Source organism: Candidatus Dadabacteria bacterium (assembly GCA_026706695.1).
GTDB lineage: Bacteria > Desulfobacterota_D > UBA1144 > Nemesobacterales > Nemesobacteraceae > Nemesobacter.
Genome location: JAPOYE010000017.1, coordinates 24,685 through 38,452 on the forward strand (window position 1 = coordinate 24,685; position 13,768 = coordinate 38,452).

Annotated in this window: 14 protein-coding genes; 9 read left to right on the top strand and 5 right to left on the bottom strand. The window is 49.5% G+C overall.

The window, feature by feature from the left end:
• Positions 1 to 38: 38 nt before the first annotated feature.
• The 3 genes from OXG10_01655 to mraZ are packed head-to-tail and all read right to left on the bottom strand — an operon-like array spanning position 39 to position 1,797.
• Positions 39 to 374, bottom strand: coding sequence for a hypothetical protein (locus OXG10_01655; GenBank protein MCY3826073.1), 336 nt, complete (start codon positions 372 to 374; stop codon positions 39 to 41).
• 6 nt (positions 375 to 380) lie between these two features.
• Positions 381 to 1,361 carry a 16S rRNA (cytosine(1402)-N(4))-methyltransferase RsmH gene (gene rsmH, locus OXG10_01660; protein MCY3826074.1) on the bottom strand — a complete coding sequence of 327 codons (981 nt, stop codon included), beginning with the start codon at positions 1,359 to 1,361 and terminating at the stop codon, positions 381 to 383.
• On the bottom strand, positions 1,351 to 1,797 hold the full coding sequence (gene mraZ, locus OXG10_01665) for a division/cell wall cluster transcriptional repressor MraZ (GenBank protein ID MCY3826075.1): 447 nt from the start codon (positions 1,795 to 1,797) through the stop codon (positions 1,351 to 1,353). Before mraZ ends, rsmH begins: the two co-directional genes overlap by 11 nt.
• Positions 1,798 to 2,098: 301 nt before the next feature.
• Between mraZ and OXG10_01670 the strand changes: the two genes are divergently transcribed.
• The 5 genes from OXG10_01670 to recJ all read left to right on the top strand — a co-directional run bounded on the left by OXG10_01670 (position 2,099) and on the right by recJ (position 6,921).
• The gene (locus OXG10_01670; protein ID MCY3826076.1) at positions 2,099 to 2,338 is read left to right on the top strand and encodes a DUF4911 domain-containing protein; all 240 of its coding nucleotides are present in this window, start codon (positions 2,099 to 2,101) and stop codon (positions 2,336 to 2,338) included.
• Between the two features lie 7 nt (positions 2,339 to 2,345).
• Positions 2,346 to 3,899, top strand: coding sequence for a murein biosynthesis integral membrane protein MurJ (murJ, locus tag OXG10_01675; protein ID MCY3826077.1), 1,554 nt, complete (start codon positions 2,346 to 2,348; stop codon positions 3,897 to 3,899).
• Positions 3,900 to 4,058: 159 nt separating this feature from the next.
• Positions 4,059 to 4,670, top strand: a complete 612-nt coding sequence (locus OXG10_01680) for a tetratricopeptide repeat protein (protein ID MCY3826078.1) — start codon at positions 4,059 to 4,061, stop codon at positions 4,668 to 4,670.
• 58 nt (positions 4,671 to 4,728) lie between these two features.
• Positions 4,729 to 5,184: a type II 3-dehydroquinate dehydratase gene (aroQ, locus tag OXG10_01685; GenBank protein ID MCY3826079.1), complete on the top strand. Its 456-nt coding sequence runs from the start codon at positions 4,729 to 4,731 to the stop codon at positions 5,182 to 5,184.
• Between the two features lie 21 nt (positions 5,185 to 5,205).
• A complete protein-coding gene (gene recJ / locus OXG10_01690) occupies positions 5,206 to 6,921 on the top strand; it encodes a single-stranded-DNA-specific exonuclease RecJ (protein ID MCY3826080.1) in 1,716 nt (571 codons plus the stop codon).
• Positions 6,922 to 6,924: 3 nt separating this feature from the next.
• Here the strand turns inward: recJ and OXG10_01695 are convergent, their stop codons facing one another.
• Positions 6,925 to 8,421, bottom strand: coding sequence for an N-6 DNA methylase (locus OXG10_01695; GenBank protein ID MCY3826081.1), 1,497 nt, complete (start codon positions 8,419 to 8,421; stop codon positions 6,925 to 6,927).
• Between the two features lie 6 nt (positions 8,422 to 8,427).
• The gene (locus OXG10_01700; GenBank protein ID MCY3826082.1) at positions 8,428 to 9,054 is read right to left on the bottom strand and encodes a restriction endonuclease; all 627 of its coding nucleotides are present in this window, start codon (positions 9,052 to 9,054) and stop codon (positions 8,428 to 8,430) included.
• 80 nt (positions 9,055 to 9,134) lie between these two features.
• Between OXG10_01700 and OXG10_01705 the strand changes: the two genes are divergently transcribed.
• From OXG10_01705 to OXG10_01720, 4 genes are read left to right on the top strand one after another with little or no spacing between them, the layout of a single operon-like run.
• Entirely contained in the window at positions 9,135 to 10,022 is an 888-nt protein-coding gene (locus OXG10_01705; GenBank protein MCY3826083.1) for a prohibitin family protein, read from the top strand.
• 16 nt (positions 10,023 to 10,038) lie between these two features.
• Positions 10,039 to 10,794, top strand: coding sequence for a prolipoprotein diacylglyceryl transferase (locus tag OXG10_01710; GenBank protein ID MCY3826084.1), 756 nt, complete (start codon positions 10,039 to 10,041; stop codon positions 10,792 to 10,794).
• 9 nt (positions 10,795 to 10,803) lie between these two features.
• A complete protein-coding gene (gene trkA, locus OXG10_01715; protein ID MCY3826085.1) occupies positions 10,804 to 12,135 on the top strand; it encodes a Trk system potassium transporter TrkA in 1,332 nt (443 codons plus the stop codon).
• Positions 12,132 to 13,589 carry a TrkH family potassium uptake protein gene (locus OXG10_01720; GenBank protein ID MCY3826086.1) on the top strand — a complete coding sequence of 486 codons (1,458 nt, stop codon included), beginning with the start codon at positions 12,132 to 12,134 and terminating at the stop codon, positions 13,587 to 13,589. The genes trkA and OXG10_01720 overlap by 4 nt, the downstream gene beginning before the upstream one ends.
• Positions 13,590 to 13,768: the final 179 nt, after the last annotated feature.

Consider the following 13,768-nt stretch of genomic DNA (forward strand, 5'->3'; position numbering starts at 1 on the left):
TAAAAACTGAGGCAATATAAAACTTCCGTTTTTGTTTTTCAGAATCCCTCATCCTGTTCTTCCTGTGCAACTATTACCTCTTCGACGAAAACGACATCTTTGTAACTGGCGAACCTGAATCCTTTTTTATCCGCCACTGGTTTGAGATGTTCAAGAGATTTGAGTTTTAAAATTCCGTGGTGAAGCATCACGGTTTCCTTTAAAAGGGCCCTTTCGACTTCTCGGTTTTTCGAAATCTCGTAACCGGTCCTTGTGTGTTCTACCTTGATTCGCAGAAAGCAAAGCGCAATTATCAAAGCGATACAGGAAATGATTAATGTACGAGGAAACAATCCCTTCTCTCTTTTTTTCCTCCCGGCAAACTTTCTTCTCATCTGCGACTATACCCCCTCTGCAACCCTCATTTTTGAACTTCTCGCCTTGGGATTCTCCTCCACTTCCCTTCTTCCGGGCCTTACGACCGAGCGGGTCACCCTTCTTACCTGCTGAAATTTTCCGCATGCGCATACGGGAAGATCCGGAGGACAAGCACACAGGGAGTCGAGTTTCCTGAACATGTTCTTAACTATTCTGTCTTCAAGCGAGTGAAAGGAGATGATCACTAGTCTCGCTCCTGTATTGAGTATCTTTACAGCTTCTTCAATGAAGATCGCCAGATTGTCGAGTTCGTTGTTAATCGAGATCCGAAGCGCCTGAAAAGTCTTGGTCGCGGGATGCGTTTTTTTCGGATGAAACTTTTTGGGAATTGAGTTCGAGATTATCGAGGCCAGTTCGAAGGAAGTCTGTATGGGTTTTTTCGTCCGGCTTTTCACTATCGAGTTAGCGATTCTCCGCGCGAACTTCTCTTCGCCGTATTTTCTCAGTATGTATTCAAGCTCTTCGCCTCTCATCTCGTTTACAAGATCGTAGGCGGAGAACTGAAGACCCGCGTCCATCCTCATGTCGAGGAACTCGTTTCTGTCGAAGCTGAATCCCTTACCGCTGCGCTCGAGCTGGAAAGAGGAAATCCCTAGGTCGGCGACGATGCCGTCCACGTATTCTATTCCCATGGAATTGACCGTGTTTTTAATGTGTATGAAATTTTTGTTCACTATCTCTACTTTTTCCGCATTTGCCGAAAGTCTGCCTTTCGCAAGAGAGATCGTGGCCTGATCGACATCCATGCCTATCAGCTTCGATATCGAAGGGTATTCATTGAGAATGTGTTCGGAGTGTCCGCCGAGACCCACGGTCGAGTCGACCACGATTGCTCCCTCCGGCAGGTCGAGGTATTCAACTACCTCCTTTACCATGACCGGGGAGTGGAACTGCTCCTGCGGCTCAGAACTTGCGTCTGCGGTTCTTATTCTCCTAGAGACCATACCCGGCGAGCACCTCCCTGCTTTGTATGAAAGTCTCAAATGCCCCTGAGCCGTTTTCCTTCTCCCATATCTCCTTTGACCAGATCTCTATCTTTTTCAGCATGCCGACCAGAACGACTTCAGTTTCAATGGCGGCGTATGAGCGTAGCGACTGAGGAATGAGAACTCTTCCCTGGTTGTCTATAGGGCAGTCAACCGCGTTTCCCATGAGATAGCGTATTGAAGACGTAACCTCGCTGTCGGTTATGGATATCTTGGAGAGCTTTTTCTCGAGTTCGTTCCACTCCCTCATGGGATAGGCGATGAGGTAGCGGTCAAAGTTCGTTATTACGAAGGTCTCGTCGGAATATTTCTTCCTGCAGACCTCCCTGAACTTTGAAGGAATACTGACCCTTCCGGTCTTGGTCATAGTATGTTCGTATCTTCCTCTGAACATTTTATGCTATCTTCCGCCATTATATGCCATAATATATTCCTGTCATGCCAATTCATAAATTATAAAAAAACACGTGAAAAGTCAAGTAACATTTTGAAATAGTTAGTCTTTTCAGCGGTTGAGCGGTAAAAATATAAGGCTAGATATTACTTTAATAATGGATGATGCCGTGAGGGGGCATAAGAAAAAATACTATCCGTTGGGGCCGCAATTCTACTTGTTGGCTTATTTTGTATATACTCTCATCAGAGGACATGATGATTCGGAGGGTGAGATTCCACATGGGGTTGCTTCAGAAGAAATGTCTGTTTTTTTTATAAAGCTTGCCGACAAGAGTTCCAATGTTCTTTTGCAGGCGATACTCGGCACCTACGGGCACCTGATGTGGGTTAGAACCGAAGTTCCGAAGGAGATGATAGTAAAGGTGATCACCACTCCCGAACTTACTTCGGAAACGCGCAGGGTGCTGGAAGCGCTCAGGGGGGAAATAGAGTTTGATTTTGTCGATCCTCCCGGGAGCGGCGATCCGCCGGAGGACTAGGATCTTCATGGAAACAAGGGAAGACCACAAGGACAAGTGGGGGCTGGTAAGTTTTCTTACCCTGTTGAGCAGGATCGTCGGATACCTGCGGGACGTTGTGGTGGCGGCGCTTTTCGGAGCGGGTTTCCAGACCGACGCTTTTTACGTCGCGTTTCGTATTCCCAACCTGCTGCGACGTCTTTTCGCCGAAGGCTCTCTGGCGGCGATTTTCGTACCCATATTCTCGGAGCACCTTGAGTCGGGGGACAGGCGAGGGGCAAAGGACGCCCTGCGTTCCGCGTTCACTGTGCTTTTCATCATTCTCGTTTTAGTCGTGGCGCTGGGGATAATTTTTTCCCCCTGGCTGGTGAAGCTCTTCGCCTATGGATTTGATCAGAAGACTTTCGATCTGGCGGTCTATCTTAACAGGCTTGTTTTCCCCTACGTGCTTTTTATATCTCTTACGGCTCTCGCGATGGGGGTTCTTAACTCCGTACGGCATTTCTTCGCACCGGCTTTCTCTCCGGTTCTTTTCAATCTGTGCGTAATAGCAAGCGCCCTGTTTCTCTACAGGGAATTTGAAGTGCCTATAGTTTCTCTCTGCTTCGGGATCCTTGGCGGGGGGGTGCTGCAGCTGCTGCTCCACCTGTTTTATCTTCGCAAAGAAAAGTTCATGTTCGGCTTCGCGAAAACCTTCAATCACCCCGCGGTCAGGAGACTCGCGGTTCTCATGTTCCCTCAGCTTTTCGGAATAGCGGTCTACAACCTGAACATACTCGTAAACACCCAGTACGCGTCCTTTATGTCCGAGGGAACCGTCTCCTACCTTTATTTCGCAGAGAGGATAATAGAGTTTCCCCTCGGGGTGGTGGCCGTTTCTCTGGCGACCGTTACGCTTCCCGCTCTCTCAGGCTACGCTGCGAGGGAGGATTACGGGGGTTTCGGCACAGAGTATCAGCGTTCCCTCAGGCGCATGCTGTTTATAATGGTGCCCGCAATGGTCGGGATAGTAGCTCTGCGGGTACCCCTCTGCAATTTTCTTTACCAGCACGGCCAGTTTGATTACATGGCGGTTATAAATACTTCCCAGGCCATCCTGGGCTACGGACTCGGACTTTTCGCGGTGGGAGGAATTCGAATCACCGTGCCCGCCTTTTTCGCCCTTCAGGACACGAAGACGCCGGTCAAGGTGGCGTTTTTCTGTTTTCTGCTGAACGCGGTCTGCGGGTTCGTTCTGGGGTTTGTCTTCTCGCTTGACCACTTGGGTCTTGCGCTTGCGAGTTCAATCTCCTCGGTGGTGAATTTCGTTCTGCTGGTTGTCTTGTTGAATGGCCGTCTGGGACATTTTCTCTCCCGCGACATCCTCTTCTTTTTGCTCAGGATTCTCGCAATCGCAGTAATCATGGGTTTTGCGGTAAGCGCCGTCGCCGGTTTTTCTACTTGGAGCGAAAGCGGTTTTTCTCTTGACAAGGCGCTGGTTATGGCCGCCTCGGTAGGTTTAGGCGTCATTATTTATTTCCTGCTTGCCAGACTCGTCGGCATAAAGGAAGTGGAGATGTTTTCTTTTCTGAAAAGAGGCTAGCCCCGGGCCTCGACGGCGTCTCGGTTAGTGTTGTCCGCTATACTGCATTGCGGTATTCTTGGTAAAGCGGTGCCGATTCGATTTCTGCTTATATTATTGCTCAGAGGGGATTGAGAAAAGGCATGGCGATTACCGGGATTTGTAAAAATAACAAGGCTTATGGACGAGCTTAAGACTCTGAGCCAGTATGAGCTTGAGGCGCTTAAGGAAAAGTACGAGTATACCTTAAGGATGTTTCCCGATTCCGATTCGCTTCTCGCGCTGGCGGAAGTTCATCTTGCGCTTGGAGAGGTGACCAAGGCGAGACGCACGGTTTCCGATTTTACGGAGAAAAAAGGTGATAGCAGCCGGGCGAGACTCATTCTGGCCAAGGCGCATCTTATGTGCTGGAATGCCGCCGCTGCGGAGGAGGAACTCAAAAAAGCGCTTTCTCTGGACCAGCGGAACACTCAGGCTTCAGACCTGTTGATACATATATACAAAAGCGCAGGTAGAACGGCCGAGGCTTTCAGGGTCGCTCTGTCGCCCGTTCCGGATCCTTGGCGCCGCGGGGAGGATACCGGGAAATCTGAAGAGCCTTCCCCAGAGCCGAAAGAGGAAGGCAAACCGCGGGCCGGAGTTTTCGAGACGGACACGATGCTTAATCTCTACGTATCCCAAGGACTTTACGAAGATGCTCTGGGGATAGTTGAGGTTCTCTGCGAGATCGAACCCGATAATCCGGTTTACAGAAACAAACGAGAAGAGATAATGGTTCTTCTTGGCAAATAGAAACCTCGTTTGGTTTTTCTCAGCCTTTTAATTATCATTACTCCCGGTATTTTGTCCCATGGAAATACTTGTCATCAACGGTCCGAATCTCAACATGCTGGGCAAGAGGGAACCTGAGATTTACGGAAGTCTTACCCTTTCTGAGATTGAATCTTTTCTTTCTTCGAAAACCGACTCCCTAGGCGGAGACGTCGGACTTTCCTTCTTTCAGTCGAATTCAGAAGGGGAGATAGTCACCGCCATACAGGATGCCTACGGGAAGTTCGACGGAATAATCATAAACCCCGGCGCCTATACCCATACAAGCGTGGCCATAAGGGACGCCATACTCTCAACCGGAATGCCTGTTGTGGAAGTTCATATTTCCAACATATACAAAAGGGAGGACTTCAGACAGAAATCGTTTGTCTCGGGAGTATCGCTCGGCGTGGTATCGGGTTTCAGGGCGCACAGTTATTCCCTCGGGCTTTTGGGGCTGGTTGAACACCTGAGGAAAGAAAGCGTCTCTTCCTGAATTTCTCCCCGCGGAATTCTTATGAAGAAAAGAAAATGGGTAGTAGCAAAACCCGCTAAAGGGCCGGTTGAGAGGATTTCGGCAAAGCTCGACATCCTGCCGATAACCGCGGGACTTCTGGTAAATAGGGGAATAAATTCCGCTCAAGACGCCGAGGCGTTTCTTTCCGCATCCCTCTCGGACCTGCCTTCTCCCTTCCTGATGAAAGGCATGGAGGAGGCGGTGGCGCGCCTTTGCAGGTGCGTTTACGAAAAGGAAAAAGTCGCCGTTTACGGAGACTTTGATGTCGACGGAGTCACGGCTACCTCTCTTCTGACGGGTTTTCTGAGAGCCCTAGGCTGCGACGTTACCTACTATATTCCCGACAGGTTCAAAGAGGGTTACGGAGTGAACTCCAAGGCGCTTCGCGATCTTAAGGAGAGGCAGGTAAACCTCGTAATCTCGGTTGACTGCGGAATCACGGCGGTGGATGAAGTGGCGCAGGCGCGCACGCTGGGAATGGATTTCATAGTTACGGATCATCACAACTTCTGTGGCCAGTTGCCCGAGGCTGTCGCCGTTCTCAATCCCCGTCAGGCGGACTGCAGGTACCCGGGAAAAGAGGTTTCGGGCGTCGGAGTAGCGTTTAACCTAGCTCTGGCCCTTAGAAGAACCCTGAGGGAGGAGGGATTCTTCAAGACCGTCGAGGAACCTAACATGGGGGATTTTCTTGATCTTGTTTCGCTTGGGACCGTCTCTGACCGCGTACCGGTGGGGAATGTGAACAGGATCATGCTGAAAGAAGGTCTTAAAAGAATGCGGAGTCCCAAGCGTCTGGGCCTGTGGGCCCTTAAAGAGGTAAGTGGCATAGGAGACGGCATAGAGGTATTCGATCTCGGCTTTCGTCTCGGTCCCAGAATAAATGCGGTGGGGAGGCTTGATTCCGCGGACAAGGCAGTTGAGCTTCTTCTTGCCGACAGCGAAGAGAACGCTTTCTTGCTCGCGGAATTTCTTGACAAACGCAACTCCGAGCGTCGCGGTATTGAAGAAAGAATACTGAGCGACGCGACCCGGATGGTTGAGTCGGTTCCCGAGTACTCAAATAGCAATTCCCTTGTTCTCTCGTCTCGCGAATGGCACAGGGGAGTTGTTGGCATTGTGGCTTCCTCTATTGCTGAATCTTACGGAAAACCCGCTTTTCTCATCTCGGTAGACGAAAACGGCGTGGGCAGAGGAAGCGGGAGATCGTTCGGAGGAATCAACATATTTTCAGTCCTCTCAAAATGCGGGGATCTTCTCGTTGAGTTCGGCGGACACGCCTACGCTGCAGGAGTGACGATTCCTGAGGAGAAGATCGATCTTTTCAGGGGGCGGTTCTCAGAAGAGCTTGAAAAAAGCGGTCAGAAACCTGAAAGCAAGCTTGATATAGACTCAGAAATAAGCCTTGATTTCATAAGCGATACCCTTGTTTCTGAGATTGAAAGCCTCTCGCCTTTCGGAGAGGGAAATCCCGAGCCCCTTTTTCTCTCGAAGGCCGTTTCTGTAGTGAGTCAGAACCTGCTTAAGAATCAGCATGTTATGTTCAGAGCGAGAAAGAACGGTCCTGTATTCAACTGCATCTGGTTTTACGCTTCCCAAAAACGTCTTCCCGAAAAACTGGATTTGGTTTTTTCTCTGCGCTTTAATGTCCGAAACGGGAAAAGGGAACCCCGCCTTTTCGTCCGGGACGCGAGAGAATCGTATAGTGAGCCCGTATAGCTTTTAATAGCCTTGTATTAACAGCAGCTGTCTTGAAGTTTTGCTGATGCTGTATTTGTGTCTGTCTCCCGATTCTGCCGACAACCTGTCAATATCAAGAGACCTGAGCAGTTGAACCGTGATCGGTCTTTTGCTGTCCCAGAAAATAAAAGAGCTGTAAAAGTCGTTCGCGGTATCCGAGTTAAGCAGGTCCGCCAGCCGGTGAGATTCCTCGGGGCTGTCCATGGCGATGAAATTTACGGTGTCATCGAATACAACGGCCTTGCCCTCATGAGGGCCTACGACAAAGAACTCAAGTTTTTTGTAAAGGGCTGCAATGGCCACTTTCCAATTACTGAAGCTGTAATCTCCAACCCCGAAAACGGAGAATCTCGGTTTGTCTCTGTATATTGAGCTCGTTCTCCGGTCCAGAAGTTCGCCGTACTTTTTCAGATATTCCATGGTCTTGGGGGCTGCTTTCGCCAGATATCCTGTTTCCTGACCGATTCTTGTTTGCGGAACCAGCATGAATTTCTCGGGATCTCTTCTGTTCGCCAGACCGGAACCCTTCAGCAAAGGGTAAAGGCACATGTCTTCAAGCTCGTTTATCTCGCCAAGACCGTTTACGTATAAACCGTCCCCTGTTTTTTTGAGTTCCATAACTTTTGAGCAGTCATGCTTGATCCCGGTTCTCCATTTGTAATACTGGCTGTTTTCAATCAGGTGCCTTGTTTTTTCGTAACCGTGAATGTCGGCAACAAGAAAGCCTTCGCGAAGCCCTATTGTCTGAATTGGACTGTCTGCTTCCATATGGCTGTACACCTTGCAGTCCTCGCGTCTTCTGTCGGAGGAAGTCACGGTCAGCAGGCATGCGTCGGCAGAAATCCGGAAATGAAGTTTTGAGTCAATAAGATGCATGGTAGCGACTTCCATTTTTCTCTCGTTTTTCCACGCGTTCAGCAGGACCTTTCTCGCAACCGAAGTTTTACATAACATTGCTACTGTTCCCCGCTTTTTCTGAAGCCATTCAATCATCCGGTCTATCATCCACTCCGATATGTCGAAGTTGCTTTTTCCGGTTAAGGCATCAAGTCCCTTCATTTTTTTGTGGTTGAGTTTTACGGGCAGATTTTCGCTTCCCAACTGGCCAAGCTGCGAGTTGGTGATCCATGGCGGATTTCCTATTACCAGAATGGGTTCCGGCAGATCGCACAGTTCGGATTCCCAGTCCTTGGAGAAAAAATCAGCTGTCTCAATTCTGACCTGAGTGGATGTGCCATAATCCGGGAGCCTGTTTCTCAGCAGCTCAATGTAATTTTCGTCAATATCGCAGGCATATCCCTCCCTTGCTTCGTCAAACACGTTCAGTGCTTCTATAAAAAAAGTGCCTGCTCCGCATGTCGGTTCGATTACGCTTTTTGGCGCCACACTGTTCTTCTTCAGGAATCCGCAGACTTGGCGGGCCAGATCTTCGGGCGTCTGGAAGTCCCCGTGTTCAGCCTTCTTCGTGTTTTTGGTCATTCTCTTCTACTTCGATAAGTTATGTACTCTTTTCGCGTTTCCGGCCGCTTCAATTATGCGGCCGTACTGCAGTCTCCATTGCAGGGCATTTGAGATGGTCAGATAGCCTTGTTCAGGCTTTTTCTTAAGAAGTTCCTCCGCGATTCTGTTTGCCTGTATATCGTCAACGGGCAGATTTCTCTCACACATAAATGCTATGAGATCATCGCTGTTTCCATCATTTTCCAGTATCTGACGTAATCCTCTGGTGGTCTGGTAATCACCAGTAACTTCTTTTTCCACGAAAATTGTGTGCAGAAAATTCAGGCGACCGGTTTTGGTTTTGTGGTTGTCTGTTTTTTCGTAAACGAAAACCAGAAGAGAGTATCCCAGACCGTAAATTTTTTGTTTTGCCGACCTGTAAGGACAGGACGATTGAGGCTGTTTTATGCTTGTAACCTTTATGTCAATTTCAAGCTCCGGGAAATCGATTCCTTTTGCCGAACTTCCGAATCTGAATTCATATTTTTCAGCGAGATATTCCCTGAATCTGCGTTCAATAAAAGTACCTACCGCTTTGCCGTCGGTTATTCCATAAATCTCAGAAAAAGTTATTCTTGAGTGGAGCGGAGAAAAGGCTCTTGCTCCTTGCAGAAACCTTTTTCTTGTGAGTTTCGGTTTTTGACACAAGTATTATAATGTATGGACATATAAGTATCTAATGGAGGTATTAGATGAAAGTGAGGAGGCAGTTGCCCAAACTTAATATTTTTTACCCGATAATTTTTATCCTGCTGTTTTTTCTGGTGACGGGAGTTTTCGTGATAGTGGAAAGCGGGCATGTTGGAGTTGTGCGGACCCTTGGCGCCGTGCAGCCCAAGGCGCTTGCCGAGGGATTCCATATGAAAAAACCCTTTATGGATAAAGTTGAACAGATCGATATCCGTCTTACCGCGGCGAGTGCCAAGGCTGTTTCCGCTTCCAAGGACCTCCAGACGGTACAGACTCAAGTTACTCTCCAGTATTCCATTACGGGAGAACTCGCTCCCGTTATATTTCAGAAGATAGGGAAAAGAAATACAGTGTCGCTCACGCTCATAGAACCTGCGATACAGGAATCCGTAAAGGCCATTACGGCCAAGTACACCGCCGAGCAGCTGGTTACCAAAAGAGCCGAGGTGAAGGTCGAGATACAGGAAGCCATAAATAATTTCATATCCATTACCCTTGCCGAGAAGGGGATTTCTCCCAATGCTCTCAAAATAGCCAACATCGCCATAACGGACTTTGATTTCTCGGATGAGTTCAACAAGGCGATTGAACTCAAGGTAAAGGCTGAGCAGGAGGCGCTTCAGGCCAAAAACGAAAAAATAAGAAGAGTGACCCAGGCGGAAGCCGCAGCGGAGGAGAAAAAACTCGCCGCAAGCGCTCATGCCTTCGAGATAGAAGTGGCGTCCAAGGCAAGAGCCGATGCGATTGAGAGAGAAGCCAAGGCGCTTAAGAACAATCCGCAGATTATTCAACTGCGTCTGGCGGAGAAGTGGGACGGCACCCTTCCCAAGTTCTCAGGCGGTGGCGCGGTGCCCATGTTAAACGTGGATTCTCTTCTGAAAGAAGAGTAGTCCGGGGAGACACCATATGCATCCCGTACTCTTAGATCTAGGAGGGGGTCTGGTCATCTATTCGTATTCGGTGTTTCTCGCTCTCGGATATCTGGCTGCCTACTGGGTGGTATCCGCGGAGGTAAGCCGCAGGAAAATGGACCCGGCACTTCCTTCTACTCTTCTGCTTGCGTGCTTTATCGCCGGGCTTGTGGGAGCCAAGATCCTTTTTCTTTACCAGAACGCCACTTTGACTGAGTTTCTCGCTAACCCGGCGCGCTATTTCATATCGGGGTACGCGTCGGTAGGGGGGCTGGTCGGGATATTTTGCGCTGTGTGGATCGTCTCAGGGCTTAAAAAGACGGATTTCCAGCGGCTTCTCGATGTTGTCTGCCCCGCCCTCATTCTTGGTCACGGAGTAGGAAGGATAGGGTGTTTTCTAAACGGCTGCGATTACGGAACCGCGTGCTCTCTGCCCTGGGCGGTTTCTTTTTCCGAGAGAGTTGTCAATGTCCATCCGACGCAGGTCTACGACACCTTGTTCATGGCCCTGCTTTTTGTCTTTCTCTGGAAAATCAGAACCCAAAACCATCCCACGGGTTTTGTCTCGGCAGTGGGGTTCGTGATTCTCGGCACCCAGAGATTTCTGATCGAGTTTATAAGGGAGACTACCCCGAGCTTTGTAGAGGGTCTTTCCCAGGCGCAGCTTGCGGCCTTGCTGTTAGTGGTTGTCTTCGGGATAAGACTGTTTCAGCTTTCCGGCAGCGTTCTCGGGAAGCAGACACAGAGCTAGTTTGCTGTTATGCGGAGAATTCTGATAATAGGTCTGGGGCAGGTTGGAAGTTTCCTCTCGAAGGAGCTTTCCAAGAGTCAGGAAGTTGTGGTTATTGAGAAAGACGCGGAACTCATAGCCAAGGCCAAGGAAACCCAGGATGTCTTGGCAATTGAAGGAACCGGGGACGACCCCGCCGTCCTGAGACAGGCGGAGATAGAAAAGGCCGATGTAGTTCTTGCGGTTACCGGAGATTACAGAACGAATATACTCGCCTCGTTTATCGCCCATGCCTCGGGGGTCAAGAAGATCGTTGCCGAGGTGAAAAACGCGAAGTATGCCGAGTACCGGAGAGTCATAGAAGACTCGAACATCTCGCTAATAAGCTCAAGCAGTATAATCTCGGAAAAGATAAGCGCACTTATAAGCGCTCCTTTCGCGGGGAGGGTGGAGTTTTTCGCAAGCGGACAGATAGAGCTTCTCAAACTCCGGGTGGATGAAGGGGTACCCATAATAAACGAGAAGCTGAAAAATTTCGTCAGCAGTCCAAGGAACTGGACTTTCGTCGGGCTGCAGAGGGACCACAGGATAACTATTCCGCGGGGAGATACGGAGCTTCGCCCGGGAGATTTCGTATTCGCTCTTGGGGTTCCTTCGGCACTTGAGAAGCTTAAGAAGCTTTTTAACCTGAAAATCCAGAAGGTCCACTCCGTTATCATAGTCGGCGCGGGCAGGGTGGGGTGCGAAGTGGCTTCCGCACTTCACGCTAATGGGCTTTCCGTAAGACTCATTGAGAGCGATCATGAAAAGGCCAGGGCTGCGGCCGAGGAGCTTGTCGGAGTGATGGTATTTGAAGGTGACGGAACCGATCTCGAGATACTTAAGGAAGCCGGAGTTGAAAAAAGCGATTACCTGCTTGCGCTTACCGGCGACGATGAAAACAATGTTCTCAGCGCGCTTCTCGCGAAAAATCTCGGCATTGATCGATGCACCGTACTTTATTCGAATCCCGATTACGTGGAGGTGCTCGAAGCTATCGGTATCGACAGGGCCATAAGCGCGAACATGGCTGTGGCGAATGGTATCCTGAACTCGCTTCATCTTGGTGGAGAGGCTAACATAGCGCTTCTTTACGAGGGAGCGGGAGAGATTCTCGAGTTTGACGTAACCGAACATACTAAGATCCTCGGGATACCCCTTTCTGAGTGCAAAATGCCGCACGATTCGGTCATAGGCGTTTGCATAAGGGACGGGAAGCCGATATTCCCCGGCGGGGATTTCGCCGCGCAGGTCGGGGACCGTCTGGTGGTGTTCTCCCTGCCGAGTGCCGTGCAAAAGGTTGAAGAGATACTGGTTTCGTGAACGTTAGGTTCTGTTTTCAGATCACGGGAAAGTTCGTGATGTATCTCGGGCTGCTGATGCTCGTGCCGGCTGTCTGCACGCTTTTTTACCCGGAGGACGATCTCTCTGCCTTCCTGATCTCAGCGCTTATAACATCACTTGCGGGTCTTGCGCTTATGGCTATTTGCCGCATTCCCGAAACTCCGACTGAGATACGAAGAAGAGAAGGTTTTCTGATTGCGGCGCTTTGCTGGGTTTTTGCAAGCATCTTCGGCGCCATTCCTTATTATGTTTACGGGGTGTTCTCAAGCCCGGTCGACGCGCTTTTCGAATCGACCGCGGGTTTTACAACCACAGGAGCCACCGCGCTTGCGTCCATTGAGTGGCTTCCCAAGGGAATTCTTTTCTGGAGGAACTTTACTCAGTGGCTTGGCGGCATGGGAATAATAGTTCTGGGAATCGCGATTTTCCCCAGACTTTTTGTCGGCGGGGCGCAGCTAATGGGGCTTGAGACCACGGGACCGACGACTGAGAAGTTCGCTCCCAAAATAGCCGAGACGGCCAAGAAGCTCTGGATTGTATACATTGCCCTTACTGCCGTGTTGACGGTGCTTCTCATTTTCGGCGGAATGAGTTTTTTCGAAGCTCTGACGCATTCTTTCAGCACCCTCTCAACCGGGGGTTTTTCCTGCAGGGATGCAAGCATAGGGGCTTATGACAGCGGCTACATACAGGGGCTGATTACGCTTTTCATGTTCTTGGGAGGGACGAGTTTCGTACTTCATTTCTACTTTTTTACCGGGAGGCCCGGGAAGCTTCTGAGGAACTCCGAGTTTCGGTTCTATCTCTTCTTTGTCATTGCCGCGACGATGTTCATTGCCCTAGAGCTCATCCAGACCGGTGTTTACGGAACCTTCTCCGAGTCCCTGCGCTACGCTTCTTTTCAGGTGGTTTCAATTATCACCACAACCGGATTTACCACCACGGATTTTGACGCATGGCCGGCTTTCGTGAAATGGGTGATTTTCATGCTGATGTTCTTCGGCGCGTGCGCGGGGTCGACTTCCGGGTCGGTAAAGGGGCTGAGAATCATGGTGCTTTTCAAAAAAGCACATAGAGAGATACGAAGACTCGTTTATCCGAACGTGGTTTCTCCAATAACCATAGAGGGAAAGACAATAAACGAGAAGGCGGTCGCAAGCATAACAAGCTTCTTTATCCTTTACATTCTTCTCTGCGGCTTCATTGCTTTTGTGATTCTTATGCTTGAGGATATATCTTTGGAATCTGCCGTTTCGGCTGCGGCTGCTTCCATAACCAATGTCGGACCTGCTTTTGACGAGGTCGGTCCGGCAAATCATTATGCCCACCTTGGGTCGCCTACGAAAATCATTCTATCGCTGGCAATGATCATAGGAAGGCTTGAGCTCTACACGGTTCTGGTACTTCTTATGCCGTCTTTCTGGAAGAGGTAGAGAAAGTTGCATCCAGCTTAACGGAATAGTTTCTCGGCTAGTAACCATACAAAGACAATGGTTTTCATTCAGCTCTAAATTAGGTCAAGAAAGAATAGATAAGTTCCTTTTGAAAATTGGCAAAACTGAATGTAATCTAGTAAGCATTAGCCCGCATATCTCATAAAAGAGCAAGCGGA